This is a genomic window from Halochromatium glycolicum (genome assembly GCF_016584085.1).
GTDB lineage: Bacteria > Pseudomonadota > Gammaproteobacteria > Chromatiales > Chromatiaceae > Lamprobacter > Lamprobacter glycolicus.
Genome location: NZ_NRSJ01000005.1, coordinates 165,723 through 187,877, shown reverse-complemented (window position 1 = coordinate 187,877; position 22,155 = coordinate 165,723). Strand labels below are relative to the sequence as shown.

The window sequence follows — 22,155 nt, the reverse complement described above, 5'->3', positions numbered from 1 at the left end:
GTTCGGGGTTCGGGGTTCAGGGTTCGATCTGCTGAACCCTGCACCCAGCACCCCCTCATATTCCAAGTATTACCGCTAGCTCATCGGACTGCGCCAGGACACCATCCGTCCCGGCGTCCAGGACGACGACGCGCAGCGTCTTGCAGGCGTCGTTGTTCAGCATCATGCCCACGCTCGTCGTGGCGCCGAGCGGCAAGGTCCGCGAACCTTTGGCGCGGTCGAAGTCACGACCCACCGCCATCCCGGCACGGCCAACCTTGTCGCTACCTGCCATCAGCAGCACGCGCACGGTCAACGGCTCGGTCGCGAGGAGGTCGGCCTGCGCCACCAGCTTGAGCCCGAAGGTTCGGTTGGTCACCGCGACGGGGCAATCCTCGATTCGGACGCCGATCCCCGGCAGCGCAGCCGATTTGCCTGAGGCCATGCGCAGGCTGACCACCGGAATCGCCAGTTCTTGGAGGCTGAATCCGCCGTGATGGAAGGCAAGACCGCCGCCAGCCTTGAATACCTCGAGGCCGGTGGGAAAGATGAAGTCCAGATCCGTGTGGTAGCCAAGCTCAGCGCCGGACACTCGGACGGTTCCGGCAGGCGTGCTGCCGCCGTGCCCGATCCAACAGCGGCGATGCAGCTCCAGCCTGTCGCCACCAGGGTTGTCCGTCTTCATGTCGTCTTCCTTGCGCACGGAGAACTGGTGGCCGTGGTCCGCGGTGATCACGAAGTCCTCGACACCGGCGGCGGCGAGTTTCTTCACCGCGCGGGCCAGATTGCCCATGGTTGTATCCATCACCTGGCGTGCCAGCAGGTCGCCGTCCATCTCGCCGACGAAGTCGATCTCTTGGGGACGCACCACGACCAGCGGCGCCTTGGCGATGTCCTTGGCGAGCTGCGACGGCTTCTTGCCCAGCAACTTGCCCAGCAACTTGCCCAGCGTCATGTCGGCCACGCCAGGAACCTTGGCCTTCAGGAACTTCAGGCGCTCGTTCAGACCGGGCATCACCCTGTCTTCGATCTGCGCGCCCAGCCTTCCCTTGGCATCCAACAGATCGAAGCTCGCGGAGGCCCCGGGCAGCAGCGCGGCCATGCCAACAGGGGTGATGGACGGCAGCGCCGAGACCGCGGCGCTCACAGTCAGGTCGGTCGCGCCCTCGATCTGGCGCGCAAGCTCCACGCCCATCTCGTAGCGCATCGCATCGATGAGGAAGTAGGCGACGCGCCCGCCCATGGTCTCGACCACATCGGGATAGACGTGGGTCTGATGCAACGTGCTTGGCACCTGCCAGCCCGCCGCTTCCAGGGCATCTACGATGCCCTCGGCCATGGCTTTCAACAACTGCTCGTGGGCATCGCGGACCACACCAAGGGCCTGCTCGGCCTCGGGCTCCTCGTCCATGTGCGCAACCCAAGTCTCCAGGTGCCATTGTAAACCATCCACCGAGTGCCAGCCGTCGTCTCTGGTATAAGCAGAGAAGCACTTGGCGGCGTCTTCGCCCATTCTGGACAGCTCCGGCCGGATGCGCTCGACCGCTTGTCCCAGCTCGGCCATCAACCGGCTTGTCCCAGCTCGGCCATCAACCGGCAGGTCTCCCATTGGGCCTGGCGCCGGACATCCCGATCGACCCAGAAGCTATGCCCCACCACCGGTTCGACCGCGGTCCGAAGCCCGAAGTATGTCCCAGCGTGACGGGCGAGATAGGTGAGATGACCGCCGATGGTGATCCGCGGCAGCGGGGCCTCCTCTTGCGGCTCCAACTCGCGCGCAAAGAAGGGTTCGAACTCGCGCCGCGGGTCATAGAAGACCACGATCGAGCGCTTCTTGAGCCGATCGCCAAGGTGGTCGGACAAGTAGTCGTGTAGCGCGTGCATCGGCCCTGACCTCAGTCGCCCGCCTTCCAACGATAGTCTGCATCTGTTTTCACGAGGCTTCTGATTGCGTCCAATCTGCAAGTCGCAAATCGAGGCCGGCGAAGTGACGCGTGTTGCGGGTCACCAAGACGGCGTCTTGCGCCAAGGCGGTTACGGCGATCAGCAAGTCGGCGTCTTCAATTGGACTGCCGTCGCGATGCCGATCTGCCCAGAGGACAGCAGCGCGTTGCCAATCCGCCTCCGACAGTGGTGCAGTGACCCAGGTCGCTGTCAATGCCTCGTACTGCGCCAGGTTCCGACTCGCGGCCTTGAGCAACAAGTAACGGCGAATCTCATAGTCGACCACTGGACTTAGAACGAAACGGGTCTCGGGTACATCACGCACGGAGTCGAAGGCAGCACGAACGGCGGGGTCGCCTCTCATCAGGTAGCTGATGATGTTGGTGTCCAAGACCCAATTCACGTCGGCTCGTCCAGTGAGCTCAACCGCACTGGATGTTCGGCCCTAAAGGACGGGAGCTCGTCCCATACAGCGCGCTCCGCGTCAGTTAGAGGCCAATCCAGCGCATCGACCCGGCTCGCCGGTCGAGTCCCCTCGGAGTTTTCCAGATCGAGGGCGATCATTTGCACACGGTGACCCAGCAGGGGTGTGAGTGCGGGAACGGCATCGACCAGTGCTTGGTCGACCTTGGTTTGGATCTGAAGGGCTTGTTGCATGGATGGGACTCGGTGGTTGGTTTTTCGTCGTCGGTCGTCGGTCGTCGGTCGTTAGTCGTCGGTCTTTCGATGGTATCGGGTGCCACGGCCCGAGCCGGACTTCGTAACCGATCGGTCGGCGAGCAGTGCGGCGATGGCTGTATTCCACTGCGCGTCGCTGAGCCCTGTGGAGGCGAGGATCTCGGCCTTGCTTGCTCCATCGGCGACGGCTGCTACGGCTTGTTTGATGGAGTCCATCACTGCGGGATCGGTGGGTCGCCGATGTTCCGGAGCGCGGGCGGCCTGTCGTGCTGCGCGCGCCGCCCGCTGAGCCGCGGCCCGATGCGCGTCGTCCGCCGCCTCGGCCGGCGGCGGGGCATCGAGCAGGCCCTGGAGGGCAGCCTTGACCGCGGCGGAGGTGCGCTCGGCGATGAGTTGGTCGATCTTCGCCTGCGGGACCTTCACCGGCTGCCACTTGCTCTCGTCGTCCTCTAATGTCTTCCCTCCGGATACTGCACTGCGACCCTCAGCAGAAAACGCAGAAAACTCCACGAACGAGAACAGAACACGATCGCTCACCCAATACGCAAACGGCGCCCCCGGCACCTGCCGAAACCCCTGCGGATCGACCTCGAAGACCCGCGCATCGGGCTGACCGCCGCGGACGGCCTGGACGACCTCGCGCAGGGCGACGGCCTTGTCGTCGGCCTCCAGCAGGCGCAGGAACAGGCTCATGGCGGCGGACTCCAAAGGGAGGTGACCGGCAGCTCGGTGACGCGGAACATGGGCTTGTCCGGTCGTTCGCCGGGGACGAAGGCATCGGCATTGGCTTGGAGCGCAACGGCGAGGTGGAGGGCGTCCATCGCGGCGAGGCCATGTCGCTCGGCCAACTGTTTTGCCTGATCCGTGACCGCAGGATTGACGCTCTGGTGTTCAGCCCGCGCGAAGACCCCCCGATAGAAGGCCGCCTCCTCCAGGCGTCGGTAATAGAGCGCCTTGGGCATGACCTCCAGCCAGAGCAGCTCGCTGACGATGAGCTGTCGGGCATCGTCGGCGAGCAGGTCGACGGCCCGCTCGCACCAGGGATGACGGCCGGACCAGGCGGCAATCAGCAGGTTGGCATCGATGCCGATGCGCCGCTCAGTCATCGGCGACCCCGCCCCGACGGCGGCGAACCTCTGCCGCGATCTCATCCGGCCCCATCAGCTCGCCGCCGGATGCCAGATGCGCCTCGCGCGCAGCTTGGGCCAAGCGCGCGATCTGGTTGCCGGGGGCATCGTGCGCGGCCTCGCGGTCGTCCGATGTCAGTATCTCGACCCTGATCCTTGCCCGCACCCCGACGGGGAGCGCATCGGGGAGTCGGATCAGGTGATTGCGGGTGATCTCGGTCTCGAAGGTGACGTCTTGCATGCATCGCCTCATGCGCTTTGGGGTGTCTTGACCAGACAGTATGCCGCCGCCTCGACGATGGCCGCATCCATGACGCCGTGGCCCAGATCGGCGAAGACCGCCGGCCGGGCCTAGTTCAGGACGACCTCCTAGTCAGCGGAAAGTCGACGAACTCGGACAAGAGCTGCAGTCGGGCAGGATCGAGCCCCTGGGCCATTTCCGCAATTTCTTCAACGGCGGTCATCGTGCGAGCCTCCGGTCATCAACTGTTGGCTTGGTCTTAGAGCAGCTCACGCTCATCAATATCGATCATCGCAGCTCCGTAGCGATGCAGCTCCGTAGCGATGCAGCTCTAGCAAGAACGTCGCCCGGTCCATGTCCACCAGTCGGGCGGCGATGCCCGATGAGGTACGCCTGCGCTCGTACAGCTTGACGGCCATCGCCATCCGTGCCTCGCGCTCGAATTCTCCGAGCGTTGCTTGGAGACTGTCCGGAAGACTGTCGGGGATCGTAATGGTGAGTTGCATTGTTCGCGCCAGGGTTCGGGGTTCAGGGGTCGGGGTTCAGGGTTCGGGTAGTCAATGATGCTCTTCGGGCGTTGAGCATGCGTCCGATTTCTGATGTCGTTCTCAGCAGGTCCGCGGCTTGCGCTTGTTCCAGCAACACCAGGTTGCGTGAAAGCTCAACTTGGGTTTCCAGCTCCAGCAAGGAGCCGTAAGCGATCGAAACGAAACGTGCATAGTCTTTGCCTCCGCGGCCATAGCCTTCGGCGACATTGGACGGAATCGACACCGCCGCCCGTCGCATCTGCGAAACCAGTCCGAACAACTCTTCGCGTGGAAAGGTAGCCGTTGAACGATAAGCGACGCCTGCCAAATCCATCGCCTGCTGCCAAACTCGAAGATTGCGATGACCGCGCTCACTCATACCGAACCCCGAACCCCGAACCCAGCTGTGCTCTGCATCCAGAACGCCCGTGAACTTCAGATCGGCGGCGCCATCAAGGAGGCCGGGATAGAAGATCACCGTGGGGACGTGCAGCTTGCCCTTGAGCTGTTCTGAGGAGCGCGGACGTGCGATACATGGGGAAGAGCGCGCCGGCACGGACGATGAAGACCACATCGCGCTGCGGTTCGACGTCCTCTGGGACGCGGCGCGCGACTAGATCGTCGAGCGGCTGGTATTCGCTGAGGATTTGGAAGATCGTGATAACGGTCGCATCGAGGCCGGCCAGGAGCGAGAGGTCAGGACCGCCGAATCGGCTCGATGATCAGGCCGCAAAAAAGGACATCACCCGTGCCCGATCAGCTCATCGATGTGCACCGCGACGCTGCGCCCGAGCGCCGAGAGGTTGTAGCCACCCTCAAGGCAGGAGACGATGCGCTCGTTGGCATGACGGACCGCGATCTCGCGCAGGCGCGCGGTGATCCAGGCATAGTCCGGCTCGCGCAGCAGAAAGTGCGCCATGTCATCCTCGGCATGGCCGTCGAACCCAGCCGAGATCAGGATCAGCTCGGGCGCGAACGCCTCCAGCCGCGGCAGGCATTGCGCCTCCATCGCGGCGCGGAAGGCCTCGCCGTTGGTGCGCGCCGGCAGCGGGATGTTGATGACGTTGTCGGCGGTCGGGCCGGTGCCGGAGCCAGGATAGAACGGATGCTGGAAGCTCGAGCAGAACAGGATGCGCTCATCACCGGCGACGATGTCCTCGGTGCCGTTGCCGTGGTGGACGTCGAAATCGACGATCGCGATGCGCGCAAGGCCGTGCTCGCTCAGCGCGTGCGCGGCCGCGATGGCGACATTGTTGAAGAAGCAGAAGCCCATCGAGCGGGCGCGCTCGGCATGATGGCCGGGCGGCCGGACGGCGCAGAAGGCGGCATGGTGGCGGTCGCTCATCACCAGGTCGACGGCCAGGGTCGCCGCCCCGGCGGCGCGTAGGGCCGCATCGAGCGTGCCGCGCGACATCGCGGTGTCGCCGTCGACCCAGACGAGCACGTCGTCGACGCTCGGGGCCGCCTCGAACAGCATGTCGACATAGCCGGGCTCGTGCACCGCCAGCAATTGCTCCCGGCGGGCCTTGGGCGCGTCATAATGGGTGACCAGCATCTCCATGCCAGCGGCGATCAGCCGATCGGAGATCGCGTGCAGCCGTTCCGGCACCTCGACATGGTGCGCGCCCATTTGGTGCTCTAAGCAGTCTTGATGAGTAATGAAGGCCGGATTCATCGCGCACCTGCCCCTGTGGTCGAAGTGGTTCCGAAAGCTTAATCCCTTTGTCATCGTTTTGCCTTGCCACCGATTTCGCCCCAGGAGGGGCCAGCCGATGCGACTCTCCGATCTGGACCAGCTCTTTGCCCCTGAGGCGGTGGCCGTGTTCGGCGCCAGCGACCGCGAGGGCTCGGTCGGCGGGATGGTCTATCGCAACCTGCTCGCCGGCGGCTTCAAGGGCGAGTGCTATCCGATCAACCCCAAGTACGAGGAGGTCGGCGGACAGCCGTGCTGGAAGGACCTGGCGAGCCTCAACAAGCGCGTCGATCTGGCCTTGATCGCGGCGCCGGCCGAGGCGGTCGCCGGCATCCTGGATCAGTGCGGCGAGTACGGCGTGCGCGCGGCGGTGGTGCACTCGGCTGGCTTCTCGGAGCAGGGCGAGCAGGGCATCGCGCTGCAGGAGCGGGTGGTCGAAGCGGCACGGCGCAACCGCATCCGGATGCTGGGGCCGAACTGTCTCGGCGTGATGCGCCCGTCGCACGGGCTGAACGCGACCTTCGGCAACGAATTGCCGCGCGCCGGCAATGTCGCGCTGGTGTCGCAGTCGGGCGCGGTCTGCACCGCGATGCTGGATCGTTCGGGGCCGCGGCGCCTCGGCTATTCGGCGGTGGTCTCGCTCGGGGCGGCGGCCGATGTCGACTTCGGCGATGTGCTCGATTATCTGGCGCTCGACCCGCAGACCCAGAGCATCCTGCTCTACGTCGAGGGGGTGCGCGATGCGCGACGCTTCATGAGTGGTCTGCGCGCGGCGGCGCGCCTGAAGCCGGTGGTGGTGGTCAAAACCGGGCGGCACCCGGCCGGCTCGCGCGCAGCGCGCTCGCACACCGGCGCCTGGGTCGGCTCGAACGAGGTCTTTCGCGCGGTGCTCGAGCGCGGCGGCGCGGTGCAGGTGCAACGGCTCGCACAGCTGTTCGCCGCGGCGCAGGTCTTCGGCGCCGGCCGGCGGCTGGCCGGTAACCGGATCGCGGTGATCACCAACGGCGGCGGGCCGGGCGTGCTGGCCGCCGATCGCGCGGTCGACCGCGGCCTGATCCTGTCCGACCTCAGTGACGCGACCCGGGCCAAGCTCGAGCAGGCGCTGCCGGAGCACTGGTCGCATGGTAATCCGGTCGACGTGATGGGCGACGGCTCGCCGCAGCGCTATCGGGAAGCCCTCGACGCCTGCCTAGCCGATGCCGGCGTCGATGGGGTGATCGCACTGCTGGCGCCGCTGGCGACCAGCGACCCGAGCGCTGTTGCCCAGCAGGTGGTCGAGGCGGTCAAGAAGACGCGCAAGCCGGTGCTGACCTGCTGGATGGGCGAGGGGCGGGTGGCCGAGGCGCAGACCCTGTTCGCCGAGCAGGACGTGCCGCACTTCGAGTCACCCGAGGTCGCGGTCGATGCGATGTTCTTCCTCTCCGAGCAGCGCCGCAATCGGATGCTTCTGATGCAGTCGCCGGCGCCGGTCTCGCAGCAGCTCGGGCCGGATGTCGAGGGCGCGCGGCTGATCATCGAAGGGGTCATGGCCGAGGGGCGTAAGGCGCTGGGCACCATCGAGGCCAAGGCGGTGCTAGCGGCGTTCCGGATCGCGACCACCCAGGCGGTGCTGGCGCGCTCACCGAACGAGGCGCTGATCGCGGCCGAGGCGCTCGGCTTCCCGGTCGTGATCAAGATCAACTCGCCGGATATCCGCTACAAATCCGATGTCGACGGCGTACGGCTGGGCTTGAGCGATGCCCAGAGCATCCGCCGCGCCTTCACCGAGCTGACCGACCGCGCGAAGAAATTGCGGCCGCAGGCACGGATCGAAGGGGTCACGGTCGAGCACATGGTGCCGACCCGTGCCGCGCGCGAGCTGATGGTGAAGGTGGTGCGCGACCCGATCTTCGGGCCGGTGATCAGCTTCGGCGCCGGCGGCACCGACATGGAGATCCTGGAGGATCGCGCGCTCGGCCTGCCGCCGCTGAACGCGTTCATCATCCAGACCATGATCGAGCACACCCGGGTCGCGCGGCTGATGGGCGCCTACAGCAACATGCCGCCGATGAACCGCCAGGCGCTCTCGCGCATCCTGCAGCGGGTCTCGGAAATGGTCTGCGAGCTGCCCGAGATCATCGAGCTCGAGATCAACCCGCTGATCGGCAACGATCTCGATGTGATCGCGGTCGACGCGCGCATCCAGGTCGACTACCGGCCGCCGCAGATGCCGGTCTACGGCCACATGGCCATCCATCCCTATCCGCAGCACCTGATCGAGCAGGTGCCGTTGCCGGACGGCTCCGACCTGACCATCCGCCCGATCCGCCCGGAGGACGCGCAGATGGAGCAGGACTTCGTGCGCAACCTCTCCGAGCAGACCAAGTACTTCCGCTTCATGCAGACGATCAAGGAGCTGTCGCCGGAGATGCTGGTGCGCTTCACCCAGATCGACTACGACCGCGAGATGGCCCTGATCGGCGTGATCCGCACCCAGAACGAGGAGGGCGGGGCGCAGGAGCAGGAGGTCGGGGTGGCGCGCTACATGACGCACCCGGGCGGGGATACCTGCGAGTTCGCGATCGTGGTCGCCGACGAGGTCCGCCGCCGCGGCATCGGCGCGCGCCTGATGCGCTCGCTGATGCAGAACGCCCGCGACAAGGGCCTGCGGATCATGGAGGGCGAGGTGCTGAGCGCCAACACGCGCATGCTGGCGCTGGTCAAATCGCTCGGCTTCCGGATCGAGACCGACCGCAATGATCCGACGGTGAAGCTGGTCTCCAAGGTGCTTTGAAGCGTTCCGGCCCTGACAGTCGTCGTTTAAACCGCGTCCAGAGACAGCAACGTCATCTTTCCGCAGCAGGCGCGGTCAAGATGGCACATCCCAAACTGGACGCAGTGTAGGAGGTCAGGGCTGGCTCAATCTGGCGCACCAAACTCGAAGGGATTGAGCAGCTCGACGCCGAAGGTGGCGAAATCCGCAATGTTGTGCGTGACCACCTTGAGACCATGCACCTTGGCAATGGCGGCAATCATAGCGTCTTCGTAGAGGGTATCTGAGGTGCGGTGCATCAGCTTCGCCCAGCAGCGAAACGCCGGCCCATCCGTCGCAAGCAGATTGTAGGAATCACTCACAAGATCAAGCCAGGCTTCGATTTCCTTGGCCTTCTCGACGTCTTGCTCGCGGGTGAGCTCAATGCCGACCTGGATTTCGCCCAGCGTCACGGTGGCGAGATGAAGGTGGGCATCTTCAGTCGAATTGAGCCACGCGAGCACAGCGCCATGCGGCCGTGGTTTCCGTAACTCGGAGACGACATTGGTATCTAGCAGGTACACGGGCCGTTACTCGAGCCTGGTCGCCGGTCGACGTCGAGCCCTACCACGCGCGGGCGTTAAGTGGTCAGTGCGCGCCGAGTCACTGAGCAGCAACTGCTTGAGCGAAGGACGTGCCGCGGCTTCAAGCCGTCGCCACTCAGCGATGGGAACCAGGACGGCGGTTTCGGTGCCGCGACGTGTCACCACCTGCGGTCCTTCACGCACGCAAGCATCCAGGAATTCACTGAAGCGCGCTTTTGCATGCTGAACGGGCCAAGTCGGCATGGGTTCCATCAGAATCAGATGACTAGGAACCTGACCAGTCTATCGGCGGTTCCCTCGTGAAACAAGCGAGCCCATGAGTCGGCTTTCCCCATCACTGCGCCGGAAGCCTCGGTTTACCAGTCTGCGGTGTCGAGCGCAGCTCCTGTGTCGGTCATTTTGAAGTCCCCGGAAGCGTCGTGGAAGAGAGGCAGCAGCAGGGCTGCTTGCCGATCGGGTCTGTGCGCTCGCGTGCGACATCCCCGCTTCGGGGAAGCGCCGCGAATGGCAATCGTCGCCGGTCCCTGGCGACAGCGCAGGACAAGATCAAAGGCTATGCGCGTACAGCACCTCGACCTCACCGAGGTGGATGATGCCCGAGAAGTTGTCGAAGTACTGGTCGGCGACCTGCTTCGCAATCGCCCGGGCGACATCCTCGTTGGCGGTGATGATCTCGATCTTGATGTTCGAGTAGGTGTCCGAGACGGGGGTTTGCCCCGGAGAAGGCGTATTGCGGCTCCCAACGCCGGAGGCGGCCATCACGGTGTAGCCGGTCGCCCCCGCATCGAGGATGATCTTGGTGATCTTCTTCAACAGCACGCTCTCGGTGATGATCACCAGCTTCGTGGCCTTTTGTGTCATGACTTGCTACCTCTCACTGTGTATCGACGCGGCCGGGAGCGCCTTCAGGCGCCGAAGACCGCCTGGGCCAGACCGATATAGAGCGGGATGCCGAGGGCGATCGCGACCGGCGTGCCGACGCTCGTCGATGAGCCGATGTAGGACGAGGGGTTCGCCGTCGGTATTCCAGCACGCAGCGTCGGCGGTCCGGAGATATCCGAGCTCGAGCCCGCGATCACGGCGAGCAGCACCACACCGCCGGGGCTGAAGCCGACCAGATAGTGGGCGATGGTCCCCAGCCCGAAGGCGATCAGGCCGTTCATCAGGGGCGCGATGGCCGCGTAGACGGCGAACCAGTGGGCGACGCGTCGCAGCTCATTCAGCCGGGCATAGGCCTCGATGCCCATGATCAGCATCAACACCGAGAGCAGACCACGGAACAGCGGCTCATAGAAGCTCTCGAAGACGCGATCGGGGTTCGTGAACAGCCCAAGGGCAATCCCGAGCAGCAAGGCCGAGAGCGCCGAGCCCTGCAGGCTTTCCTTGACGATCGGCCAGATCGCGACCTTTTCGCCGGCCCCGTCCTTCTTCTTCTTCAGGTAGACACTGGCGAGCACGATGGCCAGGACCAGGGCCGGGATATCCATGAACGGATACAGCGCGACGGCCCAGGGCTCGTAGGGGATGCCTTCAGATTCCAGCACCACCGTGCCCGCGGCGAGGGTCGAGCCGCTCACGGCGCCGAATAGTCCGGCGGTCGCGATGCCGTCCTCGGTGCGAATGCCGGGCAGCAGCGCCAGGGTGTAGCGTCCGATGATGACGATCAGACAGCCCATGAACACCGCGATCAATGCCGGCAGCAGCATCGCCCCGATATCGGCCTCGCCGATCGCCATGCCGCCCTTCATGCCGACTTTCAGCAGCAGCATGAAGACGATGAACTTGTAGATCGCATCGGGGATTGTCAGCCGTGAGCCAAGCGCGGCGATCAGGATGCCACCCAACAAGAACGCCAATGTTGGCGACTGCAGCTGGTGCACGAATCGGGCACCGAAGTCGAGTAATACTTCCACGTTCTTCACTCCTCGTTATCGACACGACTCAGAGCAGCGCACCGTCCTGGCAACGGCGCGTCTGCTGCGTTGCTGAGGCGACCCTCGGGTGCGATGAGCTGGCGCGCCGCGCTTCGATGGGACGCGCCTTCTCCCGAGCCCTTTATCGGCCGCCCGGAATCGGCCCTTTTGGCCACGAGGTGGAGGATGTGGGCAGTCTGCCCCGACCGGTTATCGGACTTTAATCGCGCACGGATCGGAAGAAATCGATAGGTTCGTCAAATTCGATAGATTTCTTCTCGAATCCCGAATGTGACACGCCTGCTCCGTCCGCACCTCAGGAAGGGGCGGGCCGAAAGCAACGAGCCCACAACCTGATGAGGGTGTCTCCACGTCCTGGAGCAGCGAGGGCAAGACGATGAAGCAGACGCGAACCGTTCGGTGCATTGCAGGCCTGGCAATCGCAGGACTCTTGGTGACGGGGACTGCGAGCGCTGCAAGCGAGGCGCTTATCTATTATCCGACGTCGGTGGCGCCAACCCTGCCCTCCCCGGAGGCAGTCGAGGCGATGCAACACGCTGGGCCGCGGGGGCTCTTGGGGACGCTTCAGTCTGCTCATCGCCGCGCGATCGGTCAGGGGTGGGCGGGTGTTCCGGCGCTCGACCGCGTGCCGCCGGGCGAAGCGGCGGCCGCGGTTGCGCACTGGCCTGTCGAGCAAGGGGCATCATCGACAGTGCCGGCCGGTGATGCGCGAGCGGCCCGGTCGGCTCCTGAGAGCGCCGGTGCTGCAGACTGATGCCGCATCTGGCGTCCGTCAGCCCCGTTGCGTGCCTGGCGACGAATCGATGCGTTGTCCGGCGCCCTGTCCGGCGCGCTCGGAGACCGCCCGCTTGAGCGCATCGGCGCGCGAGTCGATCCAGTTCTCGGCCGGCATCACCTTGGCCAGTCCGAGATTCTCGAAGCGCTTGCGCGGCTGCTCTTGGAGCCCGGCGAGGTAGACGCGGCAGCCATGATGCAGGGCCTCCCGGATCACGCCTTCGACGGCGAGCGACGTGGTCACGCCCAGGTGGGGCACATCGCTCAGATCGACGACCAATGACCGTGCCGAAAGGAGATCGTTCTGCTGTCGCGTTACCGCCTTCGCGGCGCCGAAGATCAGCGGTCCGCTCAGGCAGAGCAGCACAACGCCGTTGCTCGGATCGCGCAGGATGCGCCGTTCTTCCTGGCTGGCGTTCGGGCAGGTGAGACCCTCGCTGGAGTCGGGCAGGCCGAGCACGCGCACGCCTTCGGATTGCAGATCGGCGAGGCGGCGAATGGTGAGCACGTTGGCGACGAACAGGCCGATGCCGACCGCGGTGATCAGATCGACGAAGACCGTCATCGCGATGACGCCATACATGATCAGGGCACCGCGCAGCGAGACCTTGTGCGCGCGGCGCAGGAAGCCCCAGTCGATGATGTCGATGCCGACCTTGATCGCGATGCCGGCGAGCACCGCCTTCGGGATCGGCTCGACCAGCCCGCTGGCGCCGAAGACGATCACCGCGAGCAGGATCGCGCGGGTCAGGCCCGAGAGCGCGCTGCGGCCGCCGGTCTGGATGTTGACGACGGTGCCCATGGTGGCGCCAGCGCCGGGCAGGCCGCCGAACAGCCCCGAGGCCAGGTTGCCGAGGCCCTGGCCCATCAGCTCCTTGTCGGAGTTGTGCTGGGTGCGGGTCAGGCTGTCGGCGATCACCGAGGTGAGCAGGGCGTCGATCGAGCCCAGCAGCGCCAACACCAGCGCATTGATGACGATGGTCTGCCATTGACCAGCGCTGAAGGTCGGCATGTGCAGCGAGGGCAGGCCGCCGGGCACGGCGCCGATCGCCCGGTAGGTATCGCCATCGAACAGCTGCGGCAGCGCGAAGATGGCCAGCAGCGTGCCGACGACCAGCGCGAGCAGCTGCGGCGGCATGAAGCGACGGAAGCGCTTCGGCGTCAGCAGTAGGATCGCCAGCGACAGGAGGCCGAGCGTCGTCTCGGCCGGCTTGACCTCGGCGAAGAACCCTGGCAGCGCCGTCAAGGAGCCGAGCACGCCCCCCGGCGGCGAGGCATAGCCGAGCAACGGCGGCAGCTGGATGATGATCAGGATGAAGCCGATGCCGGACATGAACCCGGAGATGACCGTATACGGCATCATCGTGACGTAGCGCCCGAGCTTGAGCGCCCCGAAGGTGAGCTGGAAGATGCCGGTGAGCATGACGGTGGTGAACGCCATCGCCATGCCGTTCTCGGGGTTCGCCGCCATCATGGTCGCGATCACGGCGGTGAAGACGACGGTCATCGGCCCGGTGGGCTCCGAGATCAGCGTCGGTGTGCCGCCGAATAACGCGGCGAACAGGCCGATCAGTACGGCCCCGTAGAGGCCGGCCTCGGCGCCGGCGCCCGAGGCGACGCCGAAGGCGAGCGCCATCGGCAGCGCGATGACCGCGGCCGTGACGCCGCCGAATAGGTCGCCCTTGACGTTCTGGAGATTGATCTGATTGAAAACGCGCATCGGCGTAGCTTCCCCCCTTGCAGCGCTGGCTTGCTTTTGGCCGCGTAGGGTAAGGGTTTTTGCCGGGGAACCGAAATCGATAACGCGGATCGATGGGATAGATGCACACAGGAGGCACCGGCGGGTGTGGTTCGCGCCAACGCTCACGGAACGGCGCCATCCCCGATGATGGCCCCCGCGACTTAGCGTCACGACGGCCAAGTTCGGCCTGGGCTCGGCCTAGGCTCGGCCAGGGGTTGGCCTGCTCAGGCCGAGACGGCGTGCGATCAGCGCGTCGCTGTTGCGAGAAGGTCGCGCTGTTGCATCATTGATACTATACTGCAGCTGTAGCTGCTTGACCGAGTAGTTCCGGCGAGAGCCGGATCGCCTGAACCCATAACGGATCGTCTGAACATGTGCCGATTTGCTTCGACGCTCTCTCCGCTCACTTGTGTCGCTCTGCTGGCATGCGCGGTCCCGGTGGCGGCTCAGCCAGCCGGCGATGCCTGGCGGGTGCGTTTCGAGAGCGGGGCATTGCACCAATGGCAAACCGATCTCGACACGGGCGGCGAGGTCGGGGTCGACGCCTGGTCCGTGCTTGTTGGCGCCGACTATCCCGCGTTATCGGATCTGCGATTGGGGCTGTCATTCGGCTACGGCGGGCGTGATTACTACTTTGACGGGGGCAGCGGCTTTGCCGGACTTCGCCCATGGTCCAATGCGCGCGAGGCACGGCTGAGCGGGACGGCATCCTGGAAGGCGGACGAGCGCTGGAATCTGTTCGCAGTGCCGACACTGCGCTGGTTCGCCGAGGACGGTGCCAGTCTCGATGACGGGCAGTTCGGCGGGTTGCTTGCGGCGGCCTCTTATCGCGTCAGCGACCGCCTCAGCATCGGGCCGGGTTTCGGGGTGTTCTCGGAGCTCGAGGACGAGACCGACTGGTTCCCGATCCTCGCGCTCGATTGGCGCCTCACTGACACGCTCAGTCTCCGCACCGGCCGTGGCTTTGCGGCGACCCGCGGGCCGGGGCTGACGCTCGACTGGACCCCATCGGAGCGCTGGGACGTTTCGCTTGGCGCGCGCTATGAGAAGGCCCGATTTCGGCTCGATGATGATGGGATCGCGGCCGGTGGCATCGGTCAAGACACCTCAATTCCGGTGTTTTTGGGCGCGACCCGGCATTTCGGTCATCACCTCAGCCTCAGCCTCTTCGCCGGGGTAGAGTTCGATGGCGAACTGCGGCTTGAAGATGCTGACGGGAACCTGATCGATCGCTCCGACTACGATACGGCGCCGTTCGGTGGCGCGACGCTGGATCTGCGCTTCTGAACCGTCCCCAAGATTCGGCGACACATGCTCAATGTCACCAATCGCTCGCGGTGATATAGCCGTCTAACCTAATGCGAGCACTACCCCTTTGATTGTGGCAGCAGTGATGTAGGATAACCAACAGGGTCTGTACGGATATCGGTACGGTTGACGATGTTGGCGCGGCCAGACGAGCTGGCCGCGGCCGGCTTGGCTCTTGGGATGGTTATTGCGAGTCCGGCACGAAGCTCAGCACGTTGCCGTTGATGCAGTAGCGTTTACCGGTCGGCGGCGGGCCGTCGTCGAAGACATGACCGAGATGGATGCCGGAACTGGCGCTGCGGACCTCGGTCCGGCGCATCCCGTGCGAGCGGTCCTCGTGGTAGGTCAACGCCCCTTCGACCGGATTGAAGAAGCTCGGCCAGCCGGTCCCGCTCTCGAACTTGGTGTCGCTGCGGAACAGCGGCGCGCCGGTGATCGGATCGACGAAGACGCCCGGGCGCTTCTCATCGAGATGCGAGCCGGTGAACGCACGCTCGGTCCCCTGCTCGAAGGCGATACGTTGCTGCGCCGGGGTCAGGATCTGGAAGCCGAGCCACTTCCAGAACCGCTCCTTGTCGCCCTTGTAGCCGGTGTAGCGCGAGACCTCCTCGCCGTCCTCGAAGAGCACCATGGTCGGTGTTGCGAACAGCGCCTTCTCCAGCTCCCAGCCCTGCGGCGGCCTCGGGTTCAGGGTGCTGATCACCGGTATGTCGGACGACCAGTGGTCGAGGACCTCGGCGCGAAACTGCTTGCAGAACGGACAGTCCTCGGCCTCGAACACGATCAGCTGCCGCTCGCGGTTCAGGTCGCTGGCCTCGAGCTGCTCGGGGGCTTGCGCGGAGGCTAGCTGCTGGCCATCTCCAGGGACGGTCCCTGGATAAGCGACATTGGTGCCGCCGAGCCCGCAGTAGCCGTTCGGATTCTTCTTTAGATAGTCCTGGTGATAGGTTTCGGCGCGGTTGTAGTTGCGCAGCGGTGCGATCTCGGTCGTGATCGCGCCGTAGCCGGCCTCGCTCAACGCCTGCTGGTAGGCATCGCGGGTCGCGAGGGCGGCATCGCGCTGCGTGTCGCTGTTGTAGTAGATCGCGCTGCGGTAGTTGCTGCCGATGTCGTTACCCTGGCGGTCCCCCTGGGTCGGATCGTGGTTCTCCCAGAAACCGATCAGAACGCGCTCCAGGCTGACCTGCTCGGGATCGAAGGTGACCTTGACCACCTCGGCGTGGTTGCGCTCGTCGGTGCGGCCGCGCTGGATGCGCTTCTCGAGATTCAACACGTCGCGATAGCCGGCGCGTTCGGCATCGCCGCCGGCGTAACCGGATTCGACATCGAGGACGCCCGGGATCGCGGACATCCGCTTCTCGGCGCCCCAGAAGCAGCCCATGCCGAGCACGATCGAGTCAGTGGCGGCGAGGGCCTGGAGTGGAAGGCTGAGCAGGAGAGTGGCAACTGCGAGAAATCTTGATGGAAGCATCGGGTACGAGCCTTTCTACGGTCAGAATTGACAGTAGGACCGCCTGGGCGGGCGGAATGTTTCATCGGGAACGGCGGGCCGGTCATGCCCGCTCAACTGGCGTTGCGTGACGATTCAATTGGCGATGCCCCAGCACCTGTCCCCAGGTCAGGGTTTGTTCGACAACCGGGTTCAGGTCGTCCGGCCAGAACTGATGATCCGGCCCTACTACGGCCTCGGCCAACCGCGCCACGACGGCGGCCGCGGGCAACGGCGCCGGGTAGGCGGGCTGAGACATGATCCGGATACAGCCGTTCTGCGTGATCGGACAGGATGCCCAACCGTGGGCCTGCTCACGCTCCAGCCAGCGCATCGCGGTGCCGTGATGCATGTGGCTTGCGTCCAGCAATGCGACGAGCACATTGACGTCCAACAGCGCCCGCATCAGACGCCTTCCCGGTCTCTCAGGGCGTCGATATCGTCGTTTGTGACGATCACATCGCGCGCATCGAAGGGCCGAAATCCGGCCACTGGGCGCTGCCTCGTGTCGTCCTGCGCCCTGCTGCCGGAAAGCGCCTCGCGCAGCAGATCGGACACCATCCTGCCGGCGGAGACCTTGCGCAATCGAGCGCGCTCCTTCGCTGCGGCGAGCACGTCGTCGTCAATATCCAAGGTCGTTCGCATCATGGCACCTCGCATCTTGATGCGTTGATGTTAGCGTGGCCGCCCAGCGGTGAGCTCGCCATCGTCGAGCTGCCGGGCAGACGCCGAGCGCCTACGCGCCGGATCGAGCCATGCAGCCGCCGGCTTGACCCGACGGCAAGAATCGATCCGCAAAACCTGCCCGCGGTCAAGCGCCAATCGTTACGCTTCTGTGACAGCCAGCAGGCGGCTGATTAGATGTAAGCCAAAAATAGAGGAGCTCATCCCTCCCGAAAATCGCGCTCAATTACGGTCAGCGTGACCTTTCAGGCTCTTTTCCAGAGAGGAAGTTGGTAACGAGGATCAGCCCGAGTTAGCCTCCTCTCAAGATAGAACGCAATAGCTTTGCGTACGCCTCGGATCTTGAGTGTTGTATCGCCTGCCTTGACGTAGTCTTGCATCAGGGCATCCTGCGCCGGTTGGTCGAGTTGCCGGTTGATCTCGAATTCAAGGTCGATGCGTTCATTCCATTCTTTGTCACTTTCTCCCGAAACCCAGGGTTCATCGGAGAATTCGGCTGTCGCGATGCGTGCAATGGTGAAGTCCCGGAAGTCCGCTTCTTGATGGCAATAGGCACGTAGGTGATACCGCCCGTCCGCATACACCAAATGATGCGGAGAAATGGGTCGAGAGCGAGAGCCAGTCTTCGCCCAGTAACTGATGACAACGACAGACTGGCGACGGAGAGCCTCAAGCGCGATTCTTGCGGCATGCTTGTCGTAGAGGGGATGCGCAAGCGCATCGACATCAGTGAACGGTAGATCAGCCCAACTCGGCTCATCATAGAAGCGCGCTGTGTAGCTCGCGGCCCGCTGGTAGTCCAGGAATCGGCCAACGTCTTCACGAATATAGTGCGCGCCGAACCCTTCAGTGGGCACTTGGCGTCTTTGGGTCGCCTCGTAGCGCATCTGGCCGGGATGTCGCTCGGCATAACGCTTAATGGTCTGTTGTGCATTTTGCCGCGCGATGCCAAAGGCCTCCGCTAACTCGGTTGCGGTAAGCCCGCCAGCCCAGAACAGCCGGGCCTCAATGAAGGCAAATCGCCTGATCATGTCATGTTTCATGACAGTCTTTCGCTCGCATAGGTCATGGCTTTGAGCTAAAGTCTAGCCCAAGTCACCGAAGCGCGAGGCTGTCATGAAACGGATTCGACTATCGCTGCCGCGGGGGCAGTGGGCAGAGTTCCAACACCAAGACCTGGTACACGACGCTGTCGTCAACGGCTTAATTGCTGCGGGAGCAGCGCCCGAGCAAGTCATCGGCGCGGGGGCCGAGCCTTGGACCTTTGCTGCCCTAGGCTACCATCGTGCACATGAGGGGCGGGTGCACAGCCTGATCATCTCCACACCGAGTGCTGCGCTGGCGGCTACTGTCTCGGCGCTCGACCCCGCGGCGGTGCGCTATGCGAGGGCATCGACCGGCGAACTGCTGGATTTCTCCGCAGCCTCAACAAGTACCGAGGCGCCGCCAGTCTGCGATGATCCGGGCGCACTCGGGGTGCTGGCGCTCTCGCCCATCGCGATCAGCGACCCAGCTTCCAAGAAGAAGCGCTGGTTGACGCAACTCGATCAGGTCGATTTGTCGGCAGCGGCAAACGCCAGGCTCAGCAAGATCGCCGGCCGCAGCGTCTCGCTAAGCGTGCAACCCGATAGCTTGTTCCTCCGCGCAAACCCTCGCCATTCTGTACTCGTCAGTACCAAGCGACTGCGCAACGGCCGTGCCGCGTTCGTCATCGGCATGCAGGCGCCGCTAGTGCTCGCGGGCAGCCGCGAGGACTTGCTGCTGGCCTGGTATGCCGGGCTCGGCGAGAAGACCCGCAACGGCTTCGGCTGCCTCGGATTGGCGGAACAGGGAGTCGGACGATGAGCGATACAAAACAGGAAGCGATTGCACTTGCGAAAGCCGTCTACGAGGCGTTCATGCGCGAGGTGGTCGAACGGCATGTGCTGACTGATCGTGTCGGCGCCTTGTCCGCGCAGAAGCAAAAGAAGATCGAGACCGAGCGTGATATCGACGTGCGACCGGTCCGGCTGATGACCATCAGCGGCAAGGGCGGTTGGTCCGCTGACCCCAGCCTGCGCGAGCGTTATGCCGAGAGCACCAACGTCACGCTGCTCGACCATCTCCTGTCGGTGGTGCGTGGCGCCGTCACCTTCGCGGCCTTGGATACGTTGGCAGCGAATTCGGAGTTGGATCAGGACGCGCTGCGCTCGGAGCTCCGGGTGGTGGCCGCCATCGCCTTCATGCACGACCTGGACAAGGACCTCGGTTTGACCCGCGACGCCGCGCTCCCGTTGGAACCGCTGGCGGAGCGCTGGTCGGCCTATGGCTTGGATGATTTTGTCGAGCCGGAGTATGCCTTGGAGCCCGATCAAATCCGGGCGCTGATCGAGCATGCCGAGACGAGCCAAGTCCATCGCAGCCCGGCAGCTACCGCACCGCCGCGCGCGCTCCGACATCTGATGCGATATATCGCCCTCGCCGACAAGCTAGACGGGCTCTGGCTCAAAGAGGGCATCGATGCTGTCCTGAAGCGCCTGGAGCAGGACGCAGCCTTATCCACGGGGTTTCTCAAGTCTTGGGCGAAGATCGATCTGTTCGACCCGCATCACCCGTTCCTAGTGGACGAATTGCAACGCTACTTGTCCGCGCAATGCGAGCGGCTGACGCAGGTGCCGCCGCTGATCGAGGTTCATCAGGATGGGCGGTTGGTGATGCTGATCCCCGCGGAGCAGGCGGACGAGATCAAGCAAGCAGGGATCAAACGGCTCGGCAAGAAGCTGACTCGGGAGCTGTTCCACCTGCGGGTCAACGTGTCGGTGCGAGCGGTGCCTGAGTTGCTCGATGCGCAACCCGACCACGAGGGCCTTCTCGAGTACACGGGCACGGTGCCTCTGGACCGGGAATTCGGGCGGCTGTTCCTAGTGAAGGCAAGCTTAGCCGATGAGTTCCACACCGCGCGTTTGGACGAGCTGCTTGGCGGCCTCGGACTGTCGCCCGCATGGCCGAAAGCGGCCGGTCAGACCCTCACACCGTTCCCGTCGCCGGGAGAACTCCCCGAAACGGCGCAACTGCACCTGCGGCGTACCGCGCACCTGTTGGCGTTGCTGAATCACAAGCAGGTCAGAGAGCTACCGGAGTACGAAAGCCGCGAGCAACAGCTCTTGGAGGCGGTCGGCGTCGAGCGTCCGGAATGGATCGCCGCGCTCGCGGATCGTATCTCGCGCCAGGTGTTCACAGGGTTTTGGGCCGTCGCCATCGCCAGCGAAGACGCGGAGGTTTTCGAGCGCGTCTGGGGGGATGATGGATTGCTGCGACGCTGGCTGGAAGGAGCGGAGGGTGAGCCCGGGCTGCGCGATAGCATCGATAGCAAGGGTGCGCCGATTGTGGAGGCGGTCGTGGCGCACTTCGCCGCGGCGCTTACGAGCAGGGCAGTGCATTCCGGTGGCGCCGGCAACAAGCGCTGCCTGTTCACTGATCAACCGCTGACACCGCGAGCGACCTTCACTCCGGCGGACAAGCTCTACGAGATCAAGAAATCTGCCTTCTCCGGTCGTGACGGCCGCCTGGAAGATGTCGATTCGGCACAGGGCGAGGCCCAGGTTTCGCCCGTCTCTTATGCCGAGCACCGGTTCCGCTCGCATGTGCATGCCGCCGCTGGCGGCAAGCCGGATGGCATTCCGACCTTGCTGTCATCGCCATCGACCACAGGCCTGTTCGCCGCGCTGGCTCTGGCCAGCGAGGCCGACTTCGGCAACCTGTCGGTCTACGACCTGGCACGAGAGCAGGTCTCTAAGGGGCGGGTTTACCGCGGATTTGACGCCTATCGTCACCGCTATCGCGTTGCCCGCTTCGAGCGAATGCCTGAACGGACAGAAGACCAAGTCGATCAGCTGCGTTTGCTGCTGCGCGCGGCGCTGCGATTTGGGCGGCCTGTCCATCTCTTCCGGGGCCTTCCAACCCAAGAGCGCGCTTTTTTCGCCTTCGATGCCATGCCGCGTCGCCTCGCGGACCTGATCGGTGGTAGCCAGCTGCGCCTGGAGCAGATTCCGAGCGCGCTGGAGCGGCTGGAAACCGCGAATCTGATCCTGAGCACGAACGGACTCGGGTTCGAGGTGTTCGACCGCTACGCCCGTCCGGCGACCCGCTTGGGCGCGGTCTGTCTGGCCTGGGCGCAGCTTCACGACGATGCGAAGGATGGGCAATCGGACCGGAGCGGCCGTTTCTGGCGGGAATTTGAGCAACTGATGGAGGAACCCCTGATGAGCGACACCGAAGCACCCTTGGTTGAGCTGGGACGCGCAGCGGCGCGGATTCAGCGATACCCCGGCGCCATGGCCTCGGCAAATTTGGAGCTGTTGACCTTTAGCCTCAGCCTGGAGACAGCGATTGCGGCGTGGAAGCTGAATCAGCGTGATGCTGAGTCGCTGGCGATGGCCGTTGCGGGCGAGCTGGAGACCAACCTAGTGCGTCGGCAACAGCAGTCGGCCAAGACGACGCGGAGTGAAGTCTCGCTGACAAACGAGTGCATTGCCTTCGCCCGTCGCTTCGTTAATGACGTCTGGTTTGGCGTCCTCGATGGCCGCCCGCCTGCCCAAGCGAACCGGCGTGTGCTGGCGAGCATCTACCGCATGTCCTTCCTCACCGCCCCGCGCACAAAGAGCGATGCGGAGCCCGAGATCACTACCGAGTCCGAAACCACTACCGAGAACGCCGACTGA

23 protein-coding genes are annotated in these 22,155 nt (G+C 64.5%); 4 read left to right on the top strand and 19 right to left on the bottom strand.

Going from position 1 to position 22,155, the window contains the following annotated elements; genetic code table 11:
• Positions 1-55: 55 nt before the first annotated feature.
• The 10 genes from CKO40_RS05010 to CKO40_RS04965 all read right to left on the bottom strand — a co-directional run bounded on the left by CKO40_RS05010 (position 56) and on the right by CKO40_RS04965 (position 6,171).
• A complete protein-coding gene (locus CKO40_RS05010; RefSeq protein WP_200345085.1) occupies positions 56-1,543 on the bottom strand; it encodes a PglZ domain-containing protein in 1,488 nt (495 codons plus the stop codon).
• Positions 1,543-1,863, bottom strand: a complete 321-nt coding sequence (locus CKO40_RS05005) for a hypothetical protein (RefSeq protein WP_200345084.1) — start codon at positions 1,861-1,863, stop codon at positions 1,543-1,545. The genes CKO40_RS05010 and CKO40_RS05005 overlap by 1 nt, the downstream gene beginning before the upstream one ends.
• Before the next feature lie 49 nt (positions 1,864-1,912).
• Positions 1,913-2,314 (bottom strand): PIN domain-containing protein, encoded by a 402-nt coding sequence (locus CKO40_RS05000; RefSeq protein ID WP_200345083.1) that lies wholly within the window; start codon positions 2,312-2,314, stop codon positions 1,913-1,915.
• A gap of 8 nt (positions 2,315-2,322) precedes the next feature.
• Positions 2,323-2,580: a hypothetical protein gene (locus tag CKO40_RS04995; protein WP_200345082.1), complete on the bottom strand. Its 258-nt coding sequence runs from the start codon at positions 2,578-2,580 to the stop codon at positions 2,323-2,325.
• Between the two features lie 51 nt (positions 2,581-2,631).
• Positions 2,632-3,294 carry a hypothetical protein gene (locus CKO40_RS04990; protein WP_200345081.1) on the bottom strand — a complete coding sequence of 221 codons (663 nt, stop codon included), beginning with the start codon at positions 3,292-3,294 and terminating at the stop codon, positions 2,632-2,634.
• A complete protein-coding gene (locus CKO40_RS04985) occupies positions 3,291-3,707 on the bottom strand; it encodes a type II toxin-antitoxin system VapC family toxin (RefSeq protein WP_200345080.1) in 417 nt (138 codons plus the stop codon). Before CKO40_RS04985 ends, CKO40_RS04990 begins: the two co-directional genes overlap by 4 nt.
• Positions 3,700-3,969, bottom strand: a complete 270-nt coding sequence (locus tag CKO40_RS04980) for a hypothetical protein (protein ID WP_200345079.1) — start codon at positions 3,967-3,969, stop codon at positions 3,700-3,702. Before CKO40_RS04980 ends, CKO40_RS04985 begins: the two co-directional genes overlap by 8 nt.
• Before the next feature lie 278 nt (positions 3,970-4,247).
• Positions 4,248-4,475: a UPF0175 family protein gene (locus CKO40_RS04975; RefSeq protein ID WP_242476827.1), complete on the bottom strand. Its 228-nt coding sequence runs from the start codon at positions 4,473-4,475 to the stop codon at positions 4,248-4,250.
• 22 nt (positions 4,476-4,497) lie between these two features.
• Positions 4,498-4,974, bottom strand: coding sequence for a four helix bundle protein (locus CKO40_RS04970; RefSeq protein WP_338074120.1), 477 nt, complete (start codon positions 4,972-4,974; stop codon positions 4,498-4,500).
• Positions 4,975-5,238: 264 nt separating this feature from the next.
• Positions 5,239-6,171 (bottom strand): histone deacetylase family protein, encoded by a 933-nt coding sequence (locus CKO40_RS04965; RefSeq protein WP_200345078.1) that lies wholly within the window; start codon positions 6,169-6,171, stop codon positions 5,239-5,241.
• 97 nt (positions 6,172-6,268) lie between these two features.
• Between CKO40_RS04965 and CKO40_RS04960 the strand changes: the two genes are divergently transcribed.
• On the top strand, positions 6,269-8,962 hold the full coding sequence (locus CKO40_RS04960; protein WP_200345077.1) for a bifunctional acetate--CoA ligase family protein/GNAT family N-acetyltransferase: 2,694 nt from the start codon (positions 6,269-6,271) through the stop codon (positions 8,960-8,962).
• 125 nt (positions 8,963-9,087) lie between these two features.
• On the opposite strand, the gene CKO40_RS04955 is transcribed toward CKO40_RS04960, so the two are convergent.
• The 5 genes from CKO40_RS04955 to CKO40_RS04935 all read right to left on the bottom strand — a co-directional run bounded on the left by CKO40_RS04955 (position 9,088) and on the right by CKO40_RS04935 (position 13,953).
• Positions 9,088-9,504, bottom strand: coding sequence for a PIN domain-containing protein (locus tag CKO40_RS04955; RefSeq protein ID WP_200345076.1), 417 nt, complete (start codon positions 9,502-9,504; stop codon positions 9,088-9,090).
• Positions 9,505-9,510: 6 nt separating this feature from the next.
• On the bottom strand, positions 9,511-9,768 hold the full coding sequence (locus CKO40_RS04950; protein WP_200345075.1) for a type II toxin-antitoxin system Phd/YefM family antitoxin: 258 nt from the start codon (positions 9,766-9,768) through the stop codon (positions 9,511-9,513).
• A gap of 303 nt (positions 9,769-10,071) precedes the next feature.
• Positions 10,072-10,386: a P-II family nitrogen regulator gene (locus tag CKO40_RS04945; RefSeq protein ID WP_200345074.1), complete on the bottom strand. Its 315-nt coding sequence runs from the start codon at positions 10,384-10,386 to the stop codon at positions 10,072-10,074.
• Between the two features lie 44 nt (positions 10,387-10,430).
• Entirely contained in the window at positions 10,431-11,438 is a 1,008-nt protein-coding gene (locus tag CKO40_RS04940; protein WP_200345073.1) for a sodium-dependent bicarbonate transport family permease, read from the bottom strand.
• A gap of 793 nt (positions 11,439-12,231) precedes the next feature.
• A complete protein-coding gene (locus CKO40_RS04935; protein WP_200345072.1) occupies positions 12,232-13,953 on the bottom strand; it encodes a SulP family inorganic anion transporter in 1,722 nt (573 codons plus the stop codon).
• A gap of 459 nt (positions 13,954-14,412) precedes the next feature.
• On the opposite strand from CKO40_RS04935, the gene CKO40_RS04930 reads away from it, so the two are divergent.
• Positions 14,413-15,261 (top strand): TonB-dependent receptor, encoded by an 849-nt coding sequence (locus CKO40_RS04930; RefSeq protein WP_338074119.1) that lies wholly within the window; start codon positions 14,413-14,415, stop codon positions 15,259-15,261.
• A 205-nt stretch (positions 15,262-15,466) separates the two neighbouring features.
• Here CKO40_RS04930 and msrA read toward each other — a convergent pair whose 3' ends face one another.
• From msrA to CKO40_RS04910, 4 genes are all read right to left on the bottom strand, one after another.
• Entirely contained in the window at positions 15,467-16,753 is a 1,287-nt protein-coding gene (gene msrA / locus CKO40_RS04925; RefSeq protein WP_200345071.1) for a peptide-methionine (S)-S-oxide reductase MsrA, read from the bottom strand.
• 82 nt (positions 16,754-16,835) lie between these two features.
• Positions 16,836-17,177 (bottom strand): PIN domain-containing protein, encoded by a 342-nt coding sequence (locus CKO40_RS04920; protein ID WP_200345070.1) that lies wholly within the window; start codon positions 17,175-17,177, stop codon positions 16,836-16,838.
• Positions 17,177-17,416, bottom strand: a complete 240-nt coding sequence (locus tag CKO40_RS04915; RefSeq protein ID WP_200345069.1) for a hypothetical protein — start codon at positions 17,414-17,416, stop codon at positions 17,177-17,179. Before CKO40_RS04915 ends, CKO40_RS04920 begins: the two co-directional genes overlap by 1 nt.
• A gap of 284 nt (positions 17,417-17,700) precedes the next feature.
• Positions 17,701-18,498 (bottom strand): BrxR family helix-turn-helix transcriptional regulator, encoded by a 798-nt coding sequence (locus tag CKO40_RS04910; RefSeq protein ID WP_200345068.1) that lies wholly within the window; start codon positions 18,496-18,498, stop codon positions 17,701-17,703.
• A gap of 73 nt (positions 18,499-18,571) precedes the next feature.
• Between CKO40_RS04910 and CKO40_RS04905 the strand changes: the two genes are divergently transcribed.
• Both CKO40_RS04905 and CKO40_RS04900 read left to right on the top strand, forming a co-directional pair.
• Complete coding sequence (locus CKO40_RS04905; protein ID WP_200345067.1) at positions 18,572-19,300, top strand: CRISPR-associated endoribonuclease Cas6; 729 nt, start codon at positions 18,572-18,574, stop codon at positions 19,298-19,300.
• Positions 19,297-22,155 carry a hypothetical protein gene (locus CKO40_RS04900; protein ID WP_200345066.1) on the top strand — a complete coding sequence of 953 codons (2,859 nt, stop codon included), beginning with the start codon at positions 19,297-19,299 and terminating at the stop codon, positions 22,153-22,155. Before CKO40_RS04905 ends, CKO40_RS04900 begins: the two co-directional genes overlap by 4 nt.